The sequence below is a fragment of the Sphingobacterium sp. UBA5639 genome (assembly GCF_002421245.1).
GTDB lineage: Bacteria > Bacteroidota > Bacteroidia > Sphingobacteriales > Sphingobacteriaceae > Sphingobacterium > Sphingobacterium multivorum.
The window spans coordinates 31,456-51,779 of record NZ_DIJR01000037.1; the positions used below are offsets into that span (position 1 = coordinate 31,456).

The 20,324-nt window shown below is 41.1% G+C and carries 21 protein-coding genes; 6 read left to right on the forward strand and 15 right to left on the reverse strand.

Translation table 11 applies throughout. The features are described 5' to 3' along the window. Positions 1-569: 569 nt before the first annotated feature. Positions 570-1,640, reverse strand: coding sequence for an endonuclease/exonuclease/phosphatase family protein (locus B4Z90_RS23630; protein ID WP_286710120.1), 1,071 nt, complete (start codon positions 1,638-1,640; stop codon positions 570-572). Positions 1,641-1,920: 280 nt separating this feature from the next. On the opposite strand from B4Z90_RS23630, the gene B4Z90_RS23635 reads away from it, so the two are divergent. Together B4Z90_RS23635 and B4Z90_RS23640 are read left to right on the forward strand one after the other, a co-directional pair. Beyond that, a complete protein-coding gene (locus tag B4Z90_RS23635; RefSeq protein WP_070570037.1) occupies positions 1,921-2,211 on the forward strand; it encodes a helix-turn-helix domain-containing protein in 291 nt (96 codons plus the stop codon). A gap of 6 nt (positions 2,212-2,217) precedes the next feature. After that, on the forward strand, positions 2,218-2,559 hold the full coding sequence (locus tag B4Z90_RS23640; protein ID WP_286775332.1) for a HipA N-terminal domain-containing protein: 342 nt from the start codon (positions 2,218-2,220) through the stop codon (positions 2,557-2,559). Positions 2,560-2,683: 124 nt separating this feature from the next. On the opposite strand, the gene B4Z90_RS23645 is transcribed toward B4Z90_RS23640, so the two are convergent. Beyond that, positions 2,684-3,769 (reverse strand): mechanosensitive ion channel family protein, encoded by a 1,086-nt coding sequence (locus B4Z90_RS23645; RefSeq protein WP_286777017.1) that lies wholly within the window; start codon positions 3,767-3,769, stop codon positions 2,684-2,686. Between the two features lie 620 nt (positions 3,770-4,389). Between B4Z90_RS23645 and gldL the strand changes: the two genes are divergently transcribed. Next, the gene (gene gldL / locus B4Z90_RS23650) at positions 4,390-4,980 is read left to right on the forward strand and encodes a gliding motility protein GldL (RefSeq protein ID WP_376745400.1); all 591 of its coding nucleotides are present in this window, start codon (positions 4,390-4,392) and stop codon (positions 4,978-4,980) included. Positions 4,981-5,278: 298 nt separating this feature from the next. On the opposite strand, the gene B4Z90_RS23655 is transcribed toward gldL, so the two are convergent. Further along, on the reverse strand, positions 5,279-5,470 hold the full coding sequence (locus B4Z90_RS23655) for a Fic/DOC family N-terminal domain-containing protein (protein ID WP_286803486.1): 192 nt from the start codon (positions 5,468-5,470) through the stop codon (positions 5,279-5,281). A 595-nt stretch (positions 5,471-6,065) separates the two neighbouring features. On the opposite strand from B4Z90_RS23655, the gene B4Z90_RS23660 reads away from it, so the two are divergent. Then, positions 6,066-7,235 carry a homing endonuclease associated repeat-containing protein gene (locus B4Z90_RS23660; RefSeq protein WP_147281975.1) on the forward strand — a complete coding sequence of 390 codons (1,170 nt, stop codon included), beginning with the start codon at positions 6,066-6,068 and terminating at the stop codon, positions 7,233-7,235. A gap of 221 nt (positions 7,236-7,456) precedes the next feature. Here the strand turns inward: B4Z90_RS23660 and B4Z90_RS23665 are convergent, their stop codons facing one another. From B4Z90_RS23665 to B4Z90_RS23700, 8 genes are all read right to left on the reverse strand, one after another. Then, positions 7,457-7,762, reverse strand: a complete 306-nt coding sequence (locus tag B4Z90_RS23665) for a hypothetical protein (protein ID WP_201639821.1) — start codon at positions 7,760-7,762, stop codon at positions 7,457-7,459. 23 nt (positions 7,763-7,785) lie between these two features. After that, positions 7,786-8,238 carry a DUF5675 family protein gene (locus B4Z90_RS23670; RefSeq protein ID WP_201639822.1) on the reverse strand — a complete coding sequence of 151 codons (453 nt, stop codon included), beginning with the start codon at positions 8,236-8,238 and terminating at the stop codon, positions 7,786-7,788. A 3-nt stretch (positions 8,239-8,241) separates the two neighbouring features. Further along, positions 8,242-8,820, reverse strand: a complete 579-nt coding sequence (locus B4Z90_RS23675; RefSeq protein ID WP_115045848.1) for a hypothetical protein — start codon at positions 8,818-8,820, stop codon at positions 8,242-8,244. A gap of 314 nt (positions 8,821-9,134) precedes the next feature. Further along, positions 9,135-9,413, reverse strand: coding sequence for a hypothetical protein (locus B4Z90_RS23680; protein WP_145328136.1), 279 nt, complete (start codon positions 9,411-9,413; stop codon positions 9,135-9,137). A 69-nt stretch (positions 9,414-9,482) separates the two neighbouring features. Next, entirely contained in the window at positions 9,483-10,256 is a 774-nt protein-coding gene (locus B4Z90_RS23685) for a LytR/AlgR family response regulator transcription factor (protein WP_286803490.1), read from the reverse strand. A 26-nt stretch (positions 10,257-10,282) separates the two neighbouring features. Beyond that, positions 10,283-11,311, reverse strand: coding sequence for a hypothetical protein (locus tag B4Z90_RS23690; protein ID WP_286803492.1), 1,029 nt, complete (start codon positions 11,309-11,311; stop codon positions 10,283-10,285). Positions 11,312-11,490: 179 nt separating this feature from the next. Beyond that, on the reverse strand, positions 11,491-12,414 hold the full coding sequence (locus B4Z90_RS23695; RefSeq protein ID WP_286803494.1) for a hypothetical protein: 924 nt from the start codon (positions 12,412-12,414) through the stop codon (positions 11,491-11,493). Positions 12,415-12,499: 85 nt separating this feature from the next. Then, positions 12,500-12,628, reverse strand: a complete 129-nt coding sequence (locus tag B4Z90_RS23700) for a hypothetical protein (protein ID WP_262511799.1) — start codon at positions 12,626-12,628, stop codon at positions 12,500-12,502. A gap of 326 nt (positions 12,629-12,954) precedes the next feature. Between B4Z90_RS23700 and B4Z90_RS23705 the strand changes: the two genes are divergently transcribed. Continuing rightward, positions 12,955-13,926, forward strand: a complete 972-nt coding sequence (locus B4Z90_RS23705; protein ID WP_286803495.1) for a helix-turn-helix domain-containing protein — start codon at positions 12,955-12,957, stop codon at positions 13,924-13,926. Positions 13,927-14,270: 344 nt separating this feature from the next. Then, the gene (locus B4Z90_RS23710) at positions 14,271-14,651 is read left to right on the forward strand and encodes a hypothetical protein (RefSeq protein ID WP_070570010.1); all 381 of its coding nucleotides are present in this window, start codon (positions 14,271-14,273) and stop codon (positions 14,649-14,651) included. A 56-nt stretch (positions 14,652-14,707) separates the two neighbouring features. Here B4Z90_RS23710 and B4Z90_RS23715 read toward each other — a convergent pair whose 3' ends face one another. From B4Z90_RS23715 to B4Z90_RS23730, 4 genes are read right to left on the reverse strand one after another with little or no spacing between them, the layout of a single operon-like run. Then, positions 14,708-16,030 carry a RagB/SusD family nutrient uptake outer membrane protein gene (locus B4Z90_RS23715; protein WP_286803496.1) on the reverse strand — a complete coding sequence of 441 codons (1,323 nt, stop codon included), beginning with the start codon at positions 16,028-16,030 and terminating at the stop codon, positions 14,708-14,710. A 55-nt stretch (positions 16,031-16,085) separates the two neighbouring features. Beyond that, on the reverse strand, positions 16,086-19,262 hold the full coding sequence (locus B4Z90_RS23720) for a SusC/RagA family TonB-linked outer membrane protein (protein WP_286803497.1): 3,177 nt from the start codon (positions 19,260-19,262) through the stop codon (positions 16,086-16,088). Further along, entirely contained in the window at positions 19,246-19,863 is a 618-nt protein-coding gene (locus B4Z90_RS23725; RefSeq protein ID WP_236560097.1) for a TlpA family protein disulfide reductase, read from the reverse strand. The genes B4Z90_RS23720 and B4Z90_RS23725 overlap by 17 nt, the downstream gene beginning before the upstream one ends. A gap of 1 nt (position 19,864) precedes the next feature. Further along, positions 19,865-20,242 (reverse strand): hypothetical protein, encoded by a 378-nt coding sequence (locus B4Z90_RS23730; protein ID WP_286803498.1) that lies wholly within the window; start codon positions 20,240-20,242, stop codon positions 19,865-19,867. Positions 20,243-20,324 lie beyond the last annotated feature (82 nt).

The following is a 20,324-nucleotide window of genomic DNA, read 5'->3' on the forward strand; positions in this document are numbered from 1 at the left end:
CAACCTTACGGTAAGGAAGCAGGTATTCACGTCATCAGAAGCACATTTCATACATTATTTTTCACAAATTATAATTGATAGATCAGCCTCCAAAAGCCACTAAGAGGCAATCCCACAGCCATACCGATAGCCAATTTGTTGTTAAGTCCTAACTTAATCTGGGGATGCAAAATTGTTCTTATCTCATCGGAAGAAATTTCCTGATTGACCTCAATACCGATAAAATGGTCTGTCTGTCCTTCTCCCCCTTCCGCGCGCCAAGATCCCGTACAAGATCATTATATAAAGGTTCGGCATGATGTACTTTATCGGGCAGGGATTTATTTTCTAGGGCAAGGCCAGCAACTGAAGTGACGAGGGCACATATAAATAAACATGCGCGCAAGCACCGAGATGTAAGTTTATTGTTTTCCATATCACAAACCTCGATGTGAAATATGGAAAGACTTGGGAATGTTCTTTTCCTGCTTCAGTAAAGAAATAGCAAGGTATAATTCCTTAAGATATATTGATCATAAGCCCGACCAAACATACAATAATGCAGCGCAAAATGTTGGCACGATTAACCGTTAACACCGATTATCACTTACTTCCTCTTTGCCATCAGCAATCATCGCATTGACGTCGGCCATATCCCCAGCTTCCAAATGTTCAATATCTTCCGCCTGCTCTTCGGAGTAGCGATCAATAAAGAATGTACAGCCCATCGGAAAATGATCAGACCCCACAGATGGATAAATAAACAACTTGTCGATAAATACGGTCGGACTATGAAACAATAGATCCAGAGGCACTCTGAAAAACCAATAATTGGCATGAAAGGTGGAAAGAACGCCACGTCCGATGCGTGCATCGATCAATCTGCTGGTTTTCTTGAACAAAAGCGAAGATTTGGCCCAGGCCACATTATTAAAATCTCCCGTGACAACTACGGGCATTTTGTAATCGCGCACCCGTTTAGCCACACTGAGCAGATCGCCATCCCTTTCTTTGGAAGTTTCCTCTTCTGTCGGACTCGGCGGCGGTGGATGCACAGCAAAAAAGACAAAACGATGTCCATCGGCAGTTTCCAGTTCAGCTTCAATACTGGGAATATCATCTGCTACAAAATAATGCACCTGACATTTGTTGATCTTAAGATTGGTATAAAAATGCATTCCGTAGGTATTGTCCAGCGTAACCTTCTCAAAATTGGGATAAGGCTTTTCCAGTACACGTAAGGCTTTTTCCCATGCGGCACCACTTTCCATGGTCAAAAAGATATTTGGCTTTTCTTCCCTTATAAGGTCAATAAAGCGATCATAAGCCGTATTGAATTGCAGTACATTACAGGAGATCACTTTGATACTATCAGAAGCATCCTTGCCCTTTTCATATTTTTCGCGACGCCAAAATTTGGTGTAACGTATCAATAGATAGGCATGGTATACAATCAACGCCAACTGTACACCTTGCAACCACCATAGCCAGGGGTCTTCAGTCACAAGATAAAAGCCCAAAGCCAATGTGGGCACCTGAAATACCAGCAGCTGCAGCTTCACAAATTCAGCTACCCGAAAGATCCAATGCTGGCTTTGGGCAAAGGGTAATATACTCAGTAAAATTAATAACCCTGAGAAAACAGTATAGAAAATCAGCATATCGTTCGAGCAAACATTTTAAACAAACTTAAACAAATTACGGTTATTTCCAACAGACCATCATTTATCAAGCGCTCCTCAGCTATTAAATACCCAATTGCTCGCCCTTCATATAATCCACGCGTGTCATGGCTAATGCATTCGGGAAGTTCGTGTGGATATACGCAATCATTTGTTCCCGAATATAACAGCTTAGATAAAACAAAGCTAAAAATAAAAAATGATTGCTATTTCAATCATTTTAACTACTTTTGTTTATAATAGCGAACAAAAATAATATATGAGCTCTAAGAAACAAATCATTTTCCCTAAGTTAGCCAAACTTATGGAACAAGTAGGCGAAAATATTAAGTTAGCAAGAAAGCGTCGTAAATTAACAACTATTCAAGTTGCAGAGCGAGCTGGAATTGCGCGTTCAACCTTATACCTTATTGAAAAAGGAGATACAAGCGTCGCATTTGGCGCATATTTAAATGTGCTCCGGGTATTGGGGCTACAAAATGATGTCTTGCAATTAGCAGCAGACGATGATTTAGGAAGAAAACTACAAGATCTCGAATTATTAAAGTAGCAATCAATGGCACACAACAAGTTTGATATATACGTATATGCGCACTGGAAAGGGATGGCGGAGCCTAAACTTATAGGGACCCTCTCAGCACATTTTGCTAAAGGTAAAAAGGCATTCAGTTTTGAATACGATAAAATATGGTTGAAATCGGAGCAACTTCAAATCTTAGACCCTGAAATACAGTTTTTTTCAGGAACACAATATGCTAGCGAAAAAGGAAACTTCGGTATATTTCTAGACAGTATGCCCGACACTTGGGGGCGAACACTCATGAAAAGACGCGATGCTCAATTGGCGAAAGAGCGTGGCGAAAAGCCCCCTTCTTGTATGATATTGATTTGCAGATAAGATTGGCATATCAAGAGCAGAAAAAGAATTAATGAGTAGAGCATTTAAAACACATTTCTAGATCATCCATCACCTACCCCTACTATTTTCAAGAGACCATCATTTATCAAGCGCTCCTCAGCTATTAAATACCCAATTGCTCGCTCTCCTGATAATCTACCCGTGTTCTGGCTAATGCATTCGGGAAATTCGTGTGGATATAGGCAATCATCTGTTCGCGTATATAACAGCGTAGGTCAAAAGCCTGGCCTGAATTGCGGCAACTCACCAGACATCGGATCTCCATGGTACGTTCTTTAAAATCTGTCACCTGAAGCACATTAACTTTCCCGTCCCAAAGCGGATGCCCGGTAAGTAAGGCTGTCAATTTCTCACGCAGTAGCCCTACAGGTACGGTAAAATCGGTATAGATAAATACGGTTCCTAATATCTCCGAAGTCGTGCGTGTCCAATTTTGAAATGGTTTTTCGATAAAATAGGTGATGGGCAATACCAAACGGCGTTTGTCCCAAATATTGACGACCACATAGGTCAGGTTTATTTCCTCCACGCGGCCCCATTCCCCTTCAACAACCAAGACGTCATCCATTCGGATAGGCTGTGTAAAAGCAATCTGAAAGCCAGCAAGTAAATTCCCCAAGGACTTCTGTGCAGCAAAACCGATGATAATACCGCCAACCCCCACGCCAGTAAGCAAGCCAGCACCGATTTTCTGCATGCTATCAAAGCTTAATAGGATTATCGCAAGGGAGATCACGATGATCAGGGTGACGACCACTTTCCGGATAAAGACGATTTGCGTTCTAATCTTTCGTTCGCGCAGGTTATTCTCCTTATTGATATCAAAACGATGATAGAGATAATCTTCAAAAACCTTAATCCCCTGTATCAGCACAACAGCAAAGAAACCGACCAATAAAAGTTCATTGGTTTTGGTCACGACGCGGAGGGTCCTTTCGTTAAATTGTGCGAAAGGCAACAAACTGTTAAAAACAATTAATGGGATAAATACACTCAGCACACGGTTAAAGCGACGGATAAATGAACGGAAAAGGGAATACGATTCCTGTTCAATGGCCTGCCTGCGCAATAAAGGAATAAATATCAGCTTAATCAAAATACCAATCAAAAATGAAAATAGAATTAATGCAATATTCCAGAGCCATGCGGGCCATTTCTGTGAAAGTTGAATTAATGTTTCGTTCATCATACTATTCTTTCTTTGTGTTAACACTTGTCTTTATTAAAGTATAACTGCTCAGCAGGGTTAACGTTTGTTTTATTTTGAAAAAGATTGGCTAAATAAACAGCAAAGAATACGGCCATGCACTTTGCTAAGCACATGAGTGTTGATGCGCCATAATAAAAAGGCATTCACAATACCAAAAATCAAGAATTCTTCAAAATAAAAATTAAAAAAAACAGTAGTACACAATAATATAAAGTGATAAAACAAAAAAACCAATATTAATAAGCATAAACGGAAAAATAAAATGAAAAAAACAGAAATTATATGCTAAAACAAAAGAAATAGAGGTAAAAAGAGGTTAAAAATCAAATAAAAATAAATTTTACCAAAAAAATCAAATAAAAACAGATTAAATTTTGCAAAAACAATAATATACCCTATATTTACAACACCTTAATAGGTTTATAATTGGTTATTTAAAGGTTTTCATCTCCCCGATTGAAAACCTTTTTTTTATTTTATATTTAACCATCAAAAAATATGTTCTTTGAACATTCTTTACAGCAAAATCCAATCAATATCTAGCAAATCACCACAAATATGTCCAAGAATTTGATCCCCTTAACTTAAAGATTCTACATATCGGTGGCACCACAGCCAATTATATGATCGGAATCGGTTTGGCTGTAGAAGCCTTCCTATTCTTTCTAATGGGCTTTAATCCCCCTCCTGCAGAACCAGACTGGACATGTGTCTATCCTAAATTGGACGATAATTTCACTGGGCTGCGTGATTTCAGCGAAAAAGTATCTGTTATGAATAAGCTTTCAGATGTTTCACTTGCGACAGGAGAATTCACCAATAGGCTCCGAACAGCAACGTCTAAGTTTGATAACCTGAGCCTAGCGTTTGAAAAAGCTTCGCAAAACCTAGTCGCCATGTCGAATACCTCTGGCGATACGTCCAATTACCACGAACAGGTAAAAAGTCTAACAACCAACCTAAGTCAATTGAATGCAATGTACGAGCGTGAACTACGCGATTCGGCCTCACATTTACAATCGATGAACAAGTTTTATGAGAACCTACGCTTTACTATGCAAAACTTCAACGAATCGCTGGATGATTCCAAAGCATTTAAAGATGAAGTGGGCAAGCTTGCGAAAAACCTCAATGCCTTGAATGCCATTTATGGCAACATGTTGAGCGCGATGAATCAGCCGCGTGTGTAATTAATTCTTGTATCACTTAAATCAAAAACAATGGCATTAAGAAGAGAAACTCCAAGACAAAGGATGATCGTATTCCAGACACTATTGCCAAGTTTGCTGGTAAAACAGGCGGTTCGATGACTACTGTGCGGAAAACTGGCTAACGATGCGATACATGCGGATAAAATAATCGCGCTCAATGATTTCCCCCATTGGATAGATAATGATACCCATCCCACAGTGCTTCGCGATAATTTAAAATTTCTTTAGCAGCTCCCTGCGTCTGTTGCTGCTGAGACTCACTGAATGCTTGATACAATTAATCGTCTGTCGTAAAGATATTTTCTATCGCACTCGACGCCTTAGCCTCTTGCAAACTAATGGAATTGATTAAAATACCCTGGTTTGGTATGACAATACTTCGCCCCTGTAGACGGCCTATTGCCGCTTTAGCATTTCCCAGTTGCTCATATATTTCGACAGTCTGATAGTATTCGGGAGCTATCGGCAATTCAGGAAGCCCATTCCATGGGGTATTTCTATCGGGACTAATAATATAATGCCATATGACAAATTTACCAAGCTTACCTTAAAAAACACTATATTTTAAGGTAATACCTATTTTAGACCTTAAAGTTGCCATTTAGCAGATTCATCGCCTTAAAAAACATTACATTTTAAGGTAACACCTATTTTAGACCTTAAAGCGGTATTCAGGCACCCTCGTGATCCGCGACAACATAGTAGCTGTGAGTCCAGATGGAACTTCCAGACAGCTCAACACCGTTGCTTTGACGGCAAATTAATGTAACCGACCTACATCTACTTAACAAGCAAATGCCCCTGCGTAGAAACAGGGGCATTTGTTTTTTGTGGTCATTCGCCCTTCATATTTACTGTTCACCCCTCATATTTGCCATTCACCCCTCAATTTACAGCTGTACCTCTGGTAGCATCGTCCGCACGAAAGAAGTATCAGCAGGGATGACATTAGTTCTCGTTCGAACATGAACACAATTCTACCAGTAAAATTTTATGTCTTTAAAATCAATCATTATATTTAATAAAATAAACCATAGTTAAAAACCACTAAAAAGAAATACAATTTGACACCTATTGAGGAGAAGACAATACAAGATGCTTTTTCAAAAGTGCAGGAATTTTATAGGCAGCATGGACGCTCCCCTGTACGCCGTGAAATGGAAAATATCAATACAATTGCCCGGCGCCATTTTGGCACCTGGAACAATTTTATTCTTGCGGCTGGTCTTAAACCCAATGTAAACAAGACGCCCGAACAAATTAAACCCGAACTATTGGCCTTATTAAACGACTTCTACAATGAGCAGGGCCGCATACCGATGAACAAGGAGTTTTCATCAAAAGCCACAAGCATCAATAAATATTTCGGCTCATGGAACAAATTTATTGCAGCGGGAGGTTTTGATCCCAATGACCGTCGGGTACCATCTATCGGAAAACTCAAAAATTCACTGGTCAGATTCTATATCAAACACCATCGCTCCCCAACTATTTCAGACTGTCTCCGTAAAAATGGACTATATAATGATCAATCATACTTTACCCATTTTAAAGTCAATAAATGGGCCGACGTCCTTGAATATGCAGGATTGAACGCCTACTTTAGATTAACCACCATGACGGAATCTGAGGCGAAAGAAAATGTGATCAGGTTGATAAAAAAACATAAAATTAAATATTACAAAGATTACCAACGCCTTAAACCCGATAATTACCCATCCGTGTGGTACATTAAAGAAAAATTCGGATGGAATAATTTATGTTATATAGCCGGAACAAAAATTCCTGTCACCAAATTCAGCATAAAAGATCATTATCTGAGTTTGGCAAAAGAACTGAAGCGCACACCAACGACTAAGGAACTAGAAGCCAAAATGGGGGTTACCTCAGGAGCTATGGTCTGGAAAACAGGCCTTCCACTCAATAAATTTTTGCAGTCCGTTGGTCTGAAACCAGCCCGCCAGTCCCCTTGTAAGTGCAAACTGAGCAAAAAAGAGCTAGCCGACCTCTATAAACGTAAAAGTATCGAACATGGTTACACCAACGGTATGCCACGCTCAAAACTAACCGAACTAACAGGCTACACCAGAGATATTTACGAAAGTCGTTTTTTTAATATGAATGGACTACGTCTGGTCTGCGGTTTCGAACTAATACCAGCAAGAAGCAAAGCATATTCCGAAGAGGAGCTACGAAATATCCTCAAAAAACCACGATACGCAAAAAAGAGTTAAAGATTAAGATCCACCTTAAAAAGTTCATTTTAAGGTGGATTCTAATTCTGGTGGAGTCCAATACAAGCTATTTCTTCCTGAACATACGATTTAACCATCGGCTCAATAGAAAGCTGACGAGTGTCCCGACAAGGGCAGTCAATGCACTGTACAATAGTCCGCCCACGGAGAACGAAGCCCATAGCCCGCAAATAGTGCCGCCAATTGTTGAAAGTTTAACATCACTCCAGCGCATCTGCCCCTCCCTTCCTGCGGGTCCGTTTAACCGCCTTTTTATCCATATCGGGATGATCAGCCTGTGGGCTATAATCCAGTACATCAACTTGGCTCCGTCCGTCCGGCATATTTGCCGAAGCTGTCCGCTCTTCTGTCGCTGGTTCGCCCGTATCCTTTTCCAGGACCGAGTCCACAATACCAAGCCCGAGCGCGATATATTTAGCGATATTCAACGCCTTATTTGGCAACTTAACAGGCGCCAGCAGGATCACCTGTAGGACCTTTGTAATTTTATCTATGATTTTTTTCATATCTCATTTGTATTTAACTCGCGTTAGGCTGTAAACTTGTTCTCGATCGTTAAGGTGACTTGCCCCATTTTTACCTGTTCAATAATTGTCTCATACAACTGTTTATAGGCTTCGGCCGACTGATAGACACCCCAATCGTCATTACTTTTATGAAAATAGGTTCCGACCAGCAGGCAGCCTTCCGTATCTTCATGCGTATTGCCGATATGAATATAAACGAGACTGAAATTGGGGATAGCACTAATTTCGATCATCCCCTCGTGCATATCCGGGAAGCGCTTTTTGTAAGCGGTATTCATCCCGCCCTTCCTGTTGATCCCGAGTTTGTAGGTTCCCGCAGGAATAGCTGTCCGGCCCTTTATCTTTACATCGCGCACGGTGTCTTCAAGACCATAACACTGGAAGGTTCCGTTGATGTAGAGTTCGGACAGGGTACTATTATTCCCCTGCCGAACACGTTTGAGTGTCAGTTCCATACGTTACGGATTGCCATATACTAATTCATAGGTATATTCATGCCCGGGCGTATCCGTTAGGGTTACCCGGTACTTCGCGTTTTCGAAATTCGAATTATCGGCCTGCACCTGGTACATCCAAGATATCCCTTGTCCGTCCATGTCCTGCGCCATCCCTACTTCCAGCTCCAAGTCATTTGCATCGAAAATTCCGACCTGTACTTTCACCACCTTCATCACATCCTTTACCATAAATAAAATCTGATCCATGGCATTGCCTTGGTAACCACTATCGTCCCAACGACGAATGACCGGTGCCGTAAAGTAATCTTTAAAGGCTACATTGAAGGCGGTCTGGTTGATATTAGCCTTGGCCTGATAGGCCGCCTTTAGGTCAGGATCCTGTATCGCCGTACGTGCATACAACGAAGCATCCATAAAGCGATTTTGTACATCAAGCTGTTTAACTGTGGGTGCTTTTTTATTGTGAAAAGTCGGTCTGCGGGCGATGATTGTCTGATCGCCACGTTGCCGAAATACGAGCATCTTGCCTACTGTCCCTGATGCTCCCTCCATGACGACATTACCTTTTGATTTTGCCATTACTTGTGTTTTTAAATGTTAAATAATCTGTTGACTGTCACAACAAAGGGCGCCCATCATTGCGTTGACGATACAAATATGCAGGCCAAATCAAGCCATGTCAATAGCTACAGGTAACTGCGGTGAAATACGGCGGAATACGATGGAAAACGGTTAAAAACGACACCTGCACATGGGTTATCCTTGAGCTTAACAAGGGATAAGGTAGGGTGATCGTTTAGTCGAGGTAGTGTGTTTCTTGTGCCAAGCTAGAGTGGAGCGTAAAATTGCCCAGATCCGGTACTTATAAAATCCGGGCAATTGTCTCTTCCACGCTACTTGTACTTTTTGGGATTTGCCTTAATATAGGCAATGATTTCATTTTTAAAGTAATAATCCTTACCGTCCAGATTGTAGCCCGGGAGCTGGGGTTTGATCTGCCCCAATTTGGTATCCCTGATATGCAGTAATTCTTTTATATCGGTATTATCCAATAGTTCGGACGTTGTATTGATCAGGTTTTGGCTTACCTGGCGCGCTTCCTTGGCGATCACCTGCACCGCCTGTACGAGCGCGCGTAGTTCGGATCTTACTTCTTCAAAAAATTTTTCCATAATCTTAGTTTATTTTGACTATCATTCGGTTTATTAATTCAGTTTAATTCATCCCCACTATCCGTCTGCTCATTCAAACACGTGCAGCTTCTGCCGGAGTTCCTTGATATAGCTGCGGGTCACAGCGAACGAGCGCTGAGGGCCCTCGCTCACCACAATTTTACGCTTCAAAAAGGAAACAATAAAGTTCATATTGACTAGGGTCGATTGATCCACCTGAACAAATTCGGTTGCTGGTAAAAAATCGACAATTTCTTTTATGGTCTTTTTTGCCTTTCGCGGAACTGGTTTGCCAAACACATCCAATTTCATATTTCTTTCAAAAAAAGCCAGTTCATTGTCCCCTTTCACTTTCTGCACGAAGTAAATATCACTAAACTGTACTCTTTGACACATTTTATCGGTCATTTCGATAAAGGCAAATTCAGGCTGTGGCACAAATTTGAGATTGATCGGAACAGCCAAACGGCGAAAAGCATTTTCTAGCGCTCTGCAGACCATCGGAAACGTAGCCGGTTTAGGCATAAAGTCGGCCGCATCCAAATCATAAGAGCGCAGCGAAAACGCTTCATGCTCCGTCACAAATACGACCTCAGGCCTTTTCTTGGCATCGATAGACTGGTAAAGATCCATTCCATTGAGCAAGGTATCGTCGGCCCTTTGGTCCAGCACAACATCCATAAAAAGCACATCATACTTGCCGGAGTTGATTTTCTGTAAGGCATCTTTTTTATTATCCGCCACATCGATAAGGAGATCCAAATCTGTTTCTTCTAAAAGAGTTTTTAATTTTTCAGCATCAGGTCGAAAATCTTCAACGATAAGAATAGGGATTATTGGCATATGGTATTATTTTGTAAAATACTCAGTTAAATCGCTTTCCGGTAGTTTTGGAGCAGCGTAAGCTGGACGCTGAAAATGGGATTTTGTTCGCGATATTCAATCCGATATGTTCCGGGCAATACCGCATCGAATAGTTCCTGCAGCAACTTATTGCCCACCCCTGAATGCCCCTCTGAGCGCTTTCCGCTGACGTAATTGATCATCTGGAAATGCAACTGACCATCTACCCGGGTCCATTCCATGATAATTTGACCCTGTGCTCCCGGAGGACTATAGTTCAGGGCATTTTCAAACCACGAGAGCATGGATGCCGCAATGATAGAGCGGCTCCAATCGGTCGCAAAGAGGACTTCTTCCCCCTTAAATAGCATCAAGCGGTCTGTAAAACAGGAGGCCATCACCTTGAGCTGCTTCCATTCTTCAGCAATAGCTACTTTTACTTTTCGGTTTGCCGTCACTGCGATGATGTATCGAAATAGTTCCAGTGTATCGTTTCGGTACAGCAATTTGTTATGCTGCACGATCTTGATCCATTCTTTCACGAAATGCTTAGAGAGACGTCCCGCCAGCCTGCCGGCATTCAATTCCATTGTGAGCAATTGAAACCTTAGCCAATAGGAACAATCTCTATAAACGACGTGTACAATTAAGGCTGTCCCCAGTGCCAATAAATTGCCTACCATGATCCGATTGTGGAATTGCATCAAATGATAATCCGTCAGCTTTCCGGCAAATGAAATGCCGTGAAGAGGAAGCCACGAGTAGGTATAATCCACCCAGAAATCTATACTCAGGTATTGCCAGCAGGCCAGCACAAGTAATATTACCAGTTTAAGATAAATAGAACTTAATTGCAATAATTTTATGGCCAGCCAATACATAGCGAATGAAAGCAGGTATGGTCCGGTTAAGGCCAACAGATGTCGCATGGTCAATCGATGCCATACCTGAATATTCATTTTGAGTAGCAGCAGCAGCAGGAATCCTGTTCCAATAAAAAATAAGATGTATCTCCGCGTGAAAAACTGGGTTATTTTGGTCCGTCTATCTTCCATTATATCCTATTTAAAACGATTGCGAAATTGTTTTTTCTATAATTGGTGTACTTTGAACACTTAAATTACAAAAAACAAAGCGTAAAGAATAAATTAATTAAAAATAATATTTCGTCAAAAGGAAACATCATCCTTATCAAGAAATTCTATATCAACTCACTTACTTGATTTCATAATTTTTACCCTTTTAGCAAATTATCCGTTTTTAGTTCGAAAAATTGACGGTTTTTCACGTCGAAAAAAAAGGCACGTTCTTGTAAATATATAGGCATTACCCACGTGAGCGCATCTTGTGAAACGACCTTTTTCTCTTCAAGATCCGGACGATAAAAATGAATCAAGGGCCAGTTTTCCCATGCTGTCCATTCCTTCATGAGGATGCGGTTTATCGCCCTGTTTAATTTTCCCTTAAACCTTTTCATATATCCATCAAGTTGCTCCGCTCTTTTACAGCGCAGCCTTTTTGATAAAGCCAGATTCCATAGTCCATTGTTCTCACTTTTTTCCATCAGTAGAAAAGCGAGGGGAATATGAAACCGGAAGGCAAGCTGTGCTATACTCGCGTGGAAATACAGTCTACTAGCTGCGACGGGGACGTTGAGCAAAGATCGGCTCCCTTTAGCAGCTAGGCGATTCACCCCTTCGTCCGCATCAAGGTATACCAGAACCAAACGCTTCTCATTCAAATCGGATACGACATTTTTGAGCACTGTACTTCTTGAGGCGTCGATATAACGTAAGCAATCTGCTTCGAGGTTGTTAAACTGTAGCAGGTGTGCAGCCTCTTTTTGTTCCTTCTGTATAATACTGGGCGAAGCTAGTACAGAGATTTTATAGCCTGCTGCAAGCAGATAGCGCGGTATCAGACGGTATGGGCCATAATGGAAAGAGATGACAATCCCAGTAAGATCAGTTGGAAGCATTTCAAGACAAGAGGCGTCCAACATTCGGTCCAATTGGAAGGGTTGCAGCATCTTGGCAAAAGACTTTCGGTAAGCGCTCCATCTCAGGTAATTTATTTCAAGATCTTCTACCGTAAATTCCGGAAAAAAATTCCATACGTTGGCAAACCAAAACGGTTTGGTCAATTGATTATTGTTCATTTAAATTGTGGTCTAAAAAAAATTAGGTTATTATTCGATCAGTGAACAGCATCGCCTCCAGGCAGAAAGCGATGCTGAATTAGCGTTAAGGTATTTCTACCCAGCATTTTTCATCGTCAACGACATCTCCCATTTCCGGAAATAGCTGCATCATCTGAGGCAAAGTTAACCCCAGTTCGACGATAAGATCACTTGTCTGTATGTTGTCGTTCATGTTTGAATTGAATTAAACATCGGCCTGCAACGATACGGGTCAGGCCACTCCCGCTGGCTGTACATGCACTAAAATTGTATTAGCTAACGATCAAATATGGCTGAAATCCTTAAAAAAGAGGAAAAGAATGATATGTTACCCAAAAAGAAAGCTAATTGCCTTCGCCGAGGTAAGGGATAAGAAAAGAGGTCAGATATCCTTGTTTTTTTGCATGATTTCGATAGAAATCGGTCATCTATCATTTTTTTAAGTATTTCTCAAACCTCGATTTTACTTTTATAAACATGGATTGAGCCTTTTATAAAACCTGATTAACTGCATATCCAATGATCAAAACTTTTCATTTTATATTGCCCCAGGTGCCCCAATTTACCAAGCAAGTAAGAGCATTTTTGCCCAAGCTTCCCGATTCACAGTTACAGCGCTATGAGGATGCGAGCATCCAATTGCTAGAAGAATATATTGATTACCATAGCGTCCTATTTTATCGCGTGCAGGCCCAGGTACAAAGAACGTTTCAATTGTCCGTGCAAACCGATAAATCCGATTATCATCTGCTGTATAATAGGTATTCCGTTTCGACCATTAACATAGAACATTCAGCAGATAATAGTCACGTGCAGTTGCCTTCTGGATATGATACTTATGCCTACATTCCCAAAGGGAAGATGCAAATTCTTCTGGTGCAGGGAGAATATTTGATCTACGGAGTTCTGGTCGATATAGGGTATATTCGATCAGCAATATTTAAAAAAGACCATTTCCTCTTTAAATTCAGTACATCACATTTACGCGACAAAAAGCGGCTCTACCAAAGTGCACTATGGCCAATCAAAGAAAAGACAAGCTATCAGCTTTCTAGAATTGAAGAGCATTTTTTCAATTATCATAAAGACAATGAAGCTATGGCTGTAAAACTTGTCTATGACCTATTTGATATCGCCATTTATAAAAATTTTGAACACTATGAAAAGATAGATTCCGTTCAATTCCTAGCCGAAAGGACCGAGAGAATGATTAGGGATCAGGTGACGCAGACTTTTAGCAGCTGCTCCATTCATGCGATTGCAGAACAGCTGCAGGTAGACATGAGCAGATTGAACAAAATCTATAAAGCCATCTATAGTGAAAGTCCGAAACAGACCTGGACTAGGCATCTTATCCTTAAAGCACAAGAGTTATTGCTGGCAGGACATTCGGTTAAAGAAGTCAGCAATTATTGCGGGTACGGATCCCAGCAGAATTTTTCAGCTTTTTTTCGGAAACATACGGGCGTCTGTCCGAGCGCATATAAATAATAAAACCGCCTATTTATCCCCAATATTCGGCATTCGTCCCTTGTATCAGACATTTCGTCCCAAAAATGCGCTCTTCCACTAAAGAATAAAAATACAAACTCGAAGAAAAGACGGGGCACCACCGCACAAAAAATCATACAACGGCCTACCTAAAATTCAAACATCTTTCGAAAATTACTGCGCTAACTTTAGCATAAGATAACAGATCGGAGGACAGGGAGATGCCCGTCCGGTCATTAGGAAACACCTCCACGGCCGATCCAGGAGGATAATAAGGATAAGCAAAAATAATAAACTTAAAAACATTAGAAATGAAAACATTAGCAAAAAGAATCATCGGCACCATGAGCATTGGTGTGATGGCATTAGGAATTTCGTTGAGTGCAAATGCGCAAAGTATTCAAAGTGAAAAAGAAGTTAAAGGAGAGAAAGAAGTAAAGATAATAGCGGCGAATCAGGTGTGGTCATACCATGGCACGTCCTCAGACTCTCCTACCGATCCCAGCAAATACAGCTTGGGGCCAAGTGAAGAATGTGAAGGTGCTAAACAAACTGTTTGTCAGATCAATGCCCCTGCCAATCCATCAAATCCCTCACAACCCGATATGACGGCACTTGTTACCCCATCGGGATCATCTACACCAACAACTATCGCACTTCGCATCAGCACTGCCAATAGTAGTAAAACACCAAATGAAACTGTCACCGATTTCAGGCCGTTTTAATGTAAGCTGGACATCAAAAAAGTAGCGAGGGAAATTTCCTTCGCTACTTTTCTTATCTATTCTATCCCAGTTATATTTTTAACCTCAATGGGAATATTAAAAATATAGTCTTTACTAATGGGCTTCAGGCTAAATTCTTGAATCTTTCCGTCAATCGTGACCTTGCGAACGATTTCCTTTTTAAAACGTTCGTCTTTATTTAGCCGTCTCAAATCCGACCACCTTAGCCCTCTGCGGACCAATTCTTTGCGCCTTTCCCGAATAACTGTCTTCAATAAGGCTTCGATGTTACTTTCCGTTATTGGCACAAAGAATTGCTTCTCAATCCGATTTTGTAAGAGCTCATTGAGTTGTTGCTTAGCTAGCGTCGCATTGCCCAGTCGCGTATTACTTTCAGCAGCATTTAATAAGACTTCAGAAGTTGTAAGTCCAACAAAGAAAAGGTAGGTTCCCGAACCTACGTAATGACCCTTAAACGTGTAGCGTCCATCGGTTCCTTTTTTATAGTTCGCCCGAAACCTTAAGTCATGAGTATCATACTTACTCAATAAATCATCAGTCATATAGGAGCCTCTGCTTCCACCAAACATGGTTGTACCATTTGAGTACGCAAAAAACAAAGTTTCTGCATTCATAGCTGGATAAGGAAAAGATGCATCTACACTCATTGTATTGAGATCCATCAACTTATCGTACCGTATCAAGACCAATTCAGCATATTTCTTTGCATTTTCGTAATCTTCCATCGCCATGTAGACTCTTGAGAGTGCAGCATGAGCCGAAATTTTATTAGGTCGTGTCACTATCCCTAATTCATTTGGAAGCAAGCCAGCTGCTTCCTCCAAATCCTGAATAACCGAACGATAGCATTCCCCTACTGTTGACCGCTTGGTTTTGTCATTGATATCTGAGCTTAACTTGATGGGTATTCCCGGTACATTATTATTGCCTTTTTGATCAAAGGGTGCAGCATATATCTGCAAGAGTATAAAGTGCATAAAAGCTCGATGGAATAGTGCTTGTCCTTTAATATTGTCAGGATCGAGGCCCTTTAAAATTTTAATATCCGACAATTCGTCTAATACAGTATTGGCAACAGCAATGGCCTTATAAGCATCCCGCCATAATATCAATTTCTCCGTTGCCGAATATATTTCTGGATTTTGAAAGGTATACACCTGTCTGTCAAACACATCAAGATTATTATAACCAGCATCCGTAAGGAGAAAATCGTCCGTGCAAGCTTCCAAGAAAAAAGGATAACTTCCGAGATTCAGCTGATTTCCTGCATCTAACAAAGCTTGCAAATCCTCCAATGTGGATGGCACTGTACTTGTTTTATTTGTTTTATCCTCCAGAAATTTATTACATGAAGCCATACAAAATAGGCTTACTATGAGTAGTTTGTAAATATATTGTCTCATGTCACAAGTATTAAAAATTAATATTCCCACCGACTGAAATTACGCGCGGAGCAGGCAAATCCAAATAATCAGGATCGAGATTTTCATTATTTTTTCGCCAGATCAATCCCACGTTATTTGCTCCAATGTAAAGTTGGCCTTTTATCTTACTGTTGCTTATCGCAAAGCTGTAGCCGAGTCTAATATTTTGCACCCTAATGAGATCACCTTTGACGATATTATTCGAAGAGTGCTGATAAAACAGATCGCGATTACTATCGTTGGGGTATTGCATCGCTGGAACTGTTGTCACCAATTCGTCTCCCGGCTGCTGCCATCTTTTGGCAAAATCAGCGTGTCCATCCCATGAGTCAAATAAACTACCATAGACAATGGATTTCTTCTTAAAATAGTGTCCAAATTTAAAGAGCAGACTAAAATCTAGATAAAACTTGCCATAGCCGATGGTATTATTCCATGCTCCGTATATTGGCGGTAAGGCTGTACCATGATAATTTAGGTATTGCAGTGAATCCGTGGTCAGCGCCTGATAATCTTTCGATATTTCGCTATTTTTATATCCCCTTGGATCGCCATTGACGGGATCCAGTCCAGCGGATTTATAAGAGAAAACAGGGTACAGAGATTTACCCAATAGCGGCATCAGCGTCCTCCCCCCATCCAGATACAGGCTTGTCGCTCCGATGGTCCCTCTATAATCAGTCACTTTATTTTTACTATAGGAAAAATTGATGGAAGACTGCCAGTAGCCTTTTCCGAACCTACCATTTGAGGCGATGGTCAAATCGATCCCATGGGTTGCTATTTTACCAACATTTTTTGTCAACAGGGAATAACCTGAAGTCGGATCAAAGGGGTCATCAGAAAGCAGGTCGAAAGACTTTTTCCGATAATAGTCTAGATTAGCCGTTAATTTACCATCGTATATTGAGAAATCCAACCCAAAATTTAAGGTACGTACAGTTTCCCATTTGAGCCCGGGGTTTGGCGGGCTTCCGATCAAGGCGTAAGGTAGATTTGAGTATTTAGCATTGCCGACATAACCGATCACAGTTTTATTGAGGGCTCCAGCGGGCTGTACACCGCCGTAGCCAAAGGTTGACCGTAGTTTAAGATAATCAATCCAATCTGCACCTTGCATAAATTTTTCCTTTGCCACCTGCCAAAGTAAACCTGCCGACCATAATGGATTCCATTGGCTGTTGACATTCGTTCCGAACGAATTCGCAGCATCCTTACGGGCAGAAAAAGAAAGCCCGTATTTAGCCTTATATTCATACAAACCATTAAAATACATTGATAAGGTTCTGGATAATGTACCCGAATAAGCATCCAAGGGTGTCATATACCCATATCCCAGACCTCCATACAAGTTATAGATGGTGTTGTAATCAACACTTTTGCGGCTGAGCACTTCGGCATTGTAACCATAGGAGCCCGAAGAGCGCTGGTCGATATTCCTGGTATACAGCTCTGTACCGATCAACGCATTCAGGGTATGCTCGTCTCCAAAAGATTTGTTGAGGCTCACCTGCACCCTTCCCCGATGCGATTGCATCTCATTATCACCATTTCGCAGTATAGCACCAAATGGAAAATCGTACAGTTTTGCCCCATCGACAATTCGCGTATACTTATTGATCAAATCCCGCACCTCAAAAGAATCCTCTCCGGAAAGCGATTCTGATTTGCTACTACTATTCTCATAACCATAGATCACATCGGCCTTTAAGAAGGGGAGGATGTCATAATGCAAGTTAAAATTTAAATAAAGATGCCGATTCCAGGACTTGTAAGTCGACTTATCCCGATCCGCTAAAGGTCGGTAGGTCCAGTCCAATAGACCGTCAGCATTTGCCCTTTCAAGAAAAGATGAATTATAAAATCTCGGGATCGACAGGAAGTTACCTTCGTCATCCACTAGCGAGGCATAAGGATACAAATTATTTTTTCCACCCCCGGGAATCATCGGATAGCGTGGTGTCGAAGAGAAAACCCGATCCCGTCCATTGATCAGAGAAATCATATTTTCTATAGACAACTTTTGTCCGAGTTTCCAGCTATTTGTAGCCCTCAAAGTTAAACGGTCATTATTTGCTCCTTTTGTATCCCCTGTACCGCGATCATAGCCAACCGAATAGCGATTTCTATTGGTTGCATTACTTGCGGAAATATCCAAAAAGTACTGTTGATTTACCGCAGCTTGATAAACATATTTCAGCAGGTCATTTCGGTAATCGTTCCTTTCTAGCGCTTTCAATCGCGTATTCAGATCAATATCCGACAAGCTCCCCGCTTTATTTGCATACAGCATGTCCACGACAGGCGAAAATATCGTCGTCTGATTATAGGCGCTATTATATGCATCATCATAATACTTATTATCAAAGAGAAAACGCTCCACTTCGATAAAATCCCTACTATTGATCGTCTTGTTATAGAACAGGTCAGGCTTTCTGCTGACCATTGTTGTCGTTGTAAAATTGATAATCGGCTTATTGCCTGCCTTTCCTTTTTTGGTCGTCACGACAATCACGCCATTTCCTGCTCGGGACCCCCAAATACTGGAAGCAGCCGCATCCTTCAATACGGAGACAGATTCCACATCATTAGGATTAAGATCATCCAATGTACCATCGTAAGGGAAATTATCGACCACGATGAGGGGTTGGGCCGCTATTTCAGAAAAGGTGTTTATCCCCCGTATATTTAGCACCGACTTTCCACTCCTTCTATCAAACTGCAGTCCAGAAACTTTACCTTCTATACGGTCCAAGATCCCTCTGCTCGGGATTTTACTGAAGTCTTTATTAGATACCAACCCGAAGCTACCCGTCGTCCGGTCTTTCGGGATGGCCTGATATCCCGTATTCACTTGTACCTCATCGAGTCTATTTTCTTTTCTATTCAATATGATGGTTCGATTTGTCACATTGGTATCCCAGTTTATGTTTTTGGTTTCAAATCCCAGCGCCGAAACTGTAACAAACCTTATCGCATTGGAAGTGGAGAACTCAAATCTACCCAAGGAATCAGTCCGATAAGCAGCGGCAGTTCCATCCAGTTTAAACGTAGCGAAAGCAATGGGATTATGATCCTGATCAATAACATTTCCTCTATATTTACCCTGCGCAAAGACTGATTTACAGCAGACCATCATTAAGATCAAACTAATTAGACTTTTCATAGAGACGATTATATTTGATAAATGTTTCAACATTTTCCATTTCAACCAACCGTTTTAAGGTTACTGCTACCACTGTACCATTTTGGTCCACCCAAACATAAAATGGGAACGTACGATGAGGAAACAGCTTTATCAGATAATCATCAGCATACACAGTGCTGAGGTCGTTTGTTCGCAGAACATCGATCGGCATCTTGTGAATACGTTGATAGGTGTCTAATTTTCCATATGAGTTTACGAGCAAAACATTAAGCTCCTTTCCAAAACTCTTTTGGATTTTAATCAAATCTGACATACCACTAATACAAGTACCACAGGTGGTAGACCAAAAGTCAAGAAGAAAAGATTTGCCTTTGTATTTGGATAGTTCTACAAGTGCTGTATCCCCTTGATTATAGATTTTTACTTTTCTGGACCAGAAATCTTGGGGTAATTTATTTCCGACGAGTACTGGCTCAACGATATCGGCCCCATCCGCCCCGCTGTCCTTGCGGGGCGTCTGAGCAGATAAACTAAACATAGAAACCAAACACAGCAGTATCGCTCGTGCTCGTTTGCTCTTAAAAGCCTTGTACAAATTATATAGTATTGTTTTCATCATCTTAAGGTTTTGGTTGGTTAATGGATTGAAAAAAATCGGTGATTTGTTTGGTCAGCAGGAGTTCCTTCATATTGGCTTTCAGAGTTGACAGTTTTAATTGGGTTGTATCTAAATGGCGGCTATGCGTTAGGAAATACGCCATCAGAGCACGTAGAATATCGGCCAAAAACAGCGTTTGCTGTACAGCCTCTAATTTGCATTCGGTAGCTTCGCCGAGGGTTTTGCATTTGAAATCCAAAGCATATAGGTATTCGCGTATCGTGACTAGCGGATAATTATCCCAAAAGCTTTCGATACATTTCAATGGATCGTAACTGTCTTCATGGATCTCATAGAATGGCCTGTCAAGATGCAAGAGATCTTCATAAATGGCTTTCATGTGTTTAGTTTTTGGCTGTAACCATAGCACATAGCTCTCCCTGTCCGACCGAAATCAGTTTTTTGCGGGAACCTGAATGAAC

Bases quoted from the DNA above. Each gene is read 5' to 3' on its own strand.
- B4Z90_RS23630 (WP_286710120.1), bottom strand. From the start codon at position 1,640: ATGCTGATTTTCTATACTGTTTTCTCAGGGTTATTAATTTTACTGAGT.
- B4Z90_RS23635 (WP_070570037.1), top strand. From the start codon at position 1,921: ATGAGCTCTAAGAAACAAATCATTTTCCCTAAGTTAGCCAAACTTATG.
- B4Z90_RS23640 (WP_286775332.1), top strand. From the start codon at position 2,218: ATGGCACACAACAAGTTTGATATATACGTATATGCGCACTGGAAAGGG.
- B4Z90_RS23645 (WP_286777017.1), bottom strand. From the start codon at position 3,769: ATGATGAACGAAACATTAATTCAACTTTCACAGAAATGGCCCGCATGG.
- B4Z90_RS23665 (WP_201639821.1), bottom strand. From the start codon at position 7,762: ATGAAAAAAATCATAGATAAAATTACAAAGGTCCTACAGGTGATCCTG.
- B4Z90_RS23670 (WP_201639822.1), bottom strand. From the start codon at position 8,238: ATGGAACTGACACTCAAACGTGTTCGGCAGGGGAATAATAGTACCCTG.
- B4Z90_RS23675 (WP_115045848.1), bottom strand. From the start codon at position 8,820: ATGGCAAAATCAAAAGGTAATGTCGTCATGGAGGGAGCATCAGGGACA.
- B4Z90_RS23680 (WP_145328136.1), bottom strand. From the start codon at position 9,413: ATGGAAAAATTTTTTGAAGAAGTAAGATCCGAACTACGCGCGCTCGTA.
- B4Z90_RS23685 (WP_286803490.1), bottom strand. From the start codon at position 10,256: ATGCCAATAATCCCTATTCTTATCGTTGAAGATTTTCGACCTGATGCT.
- B4Z90_RS23690 (WP_286803492.1), bottom strand. From the start codon at position 11,311: ATGGAAGATAGACGGACCAAAATAACCCAGTTTTTCACGCGGAGATAC.
- B4Z90_RS23695 (WP_286803494.1), bottom strand. From the start codon at position 12,414: ATGAACAATAATCAATTGACCAAACCGTTTTGGTTTGCCAACGTATGG.
- B4Z90_RS23700 (WP_262511799.1), bottom strand. From the start codon at position 12,628: ATGAACGACAACATACAGACAAGTGATCTTATCGTCGAACTGGGGTTA.
- B4Z90_RS23705 (WP_286803495.1), top strand. From the start codon at position 12,955: ATGATCAAAACTTTTCATTTTATATTGCCCCAGGTGCCCCAATTTACC.
- B4Z90_RS23710 (WP_070570010.1), top strand. From the start codon at position 14,271: ATGAGCATTGGTGTGATGGCATTAGGAATTTCGTTGAGTGCAAATGCG.
- B4Z90_RS23715 (WP_286803496.1), bottom strand. From the start codon at position 16,030: ATGGCTTCATGTAATAAATTTCTGGAGGATAAAACAAATAAAACAAGT.
- B4Z90_RS23720 (WP_286803497.1), bottom strand. From the start codon at position 19,262: ATGAAAAGTCTAATTAGTTTGATCTTAATGATGGTCTGCTGTAAATCA.
- B4Z90_RS23725 (WP_236560097.1), bottom strand. From the start codon at position 19,863: ATGATGAAAACAATACTATATAATTTGTACAAGGCTTTTAAGAGCAAA.
- B4Z90_RS23730 (WP_286803498.1), bottom strand. From the start codon at position 20,242: ATGAAAGCCATTTATGAAGATCTCTTGCATCTTGACAGGCCATTCTAT.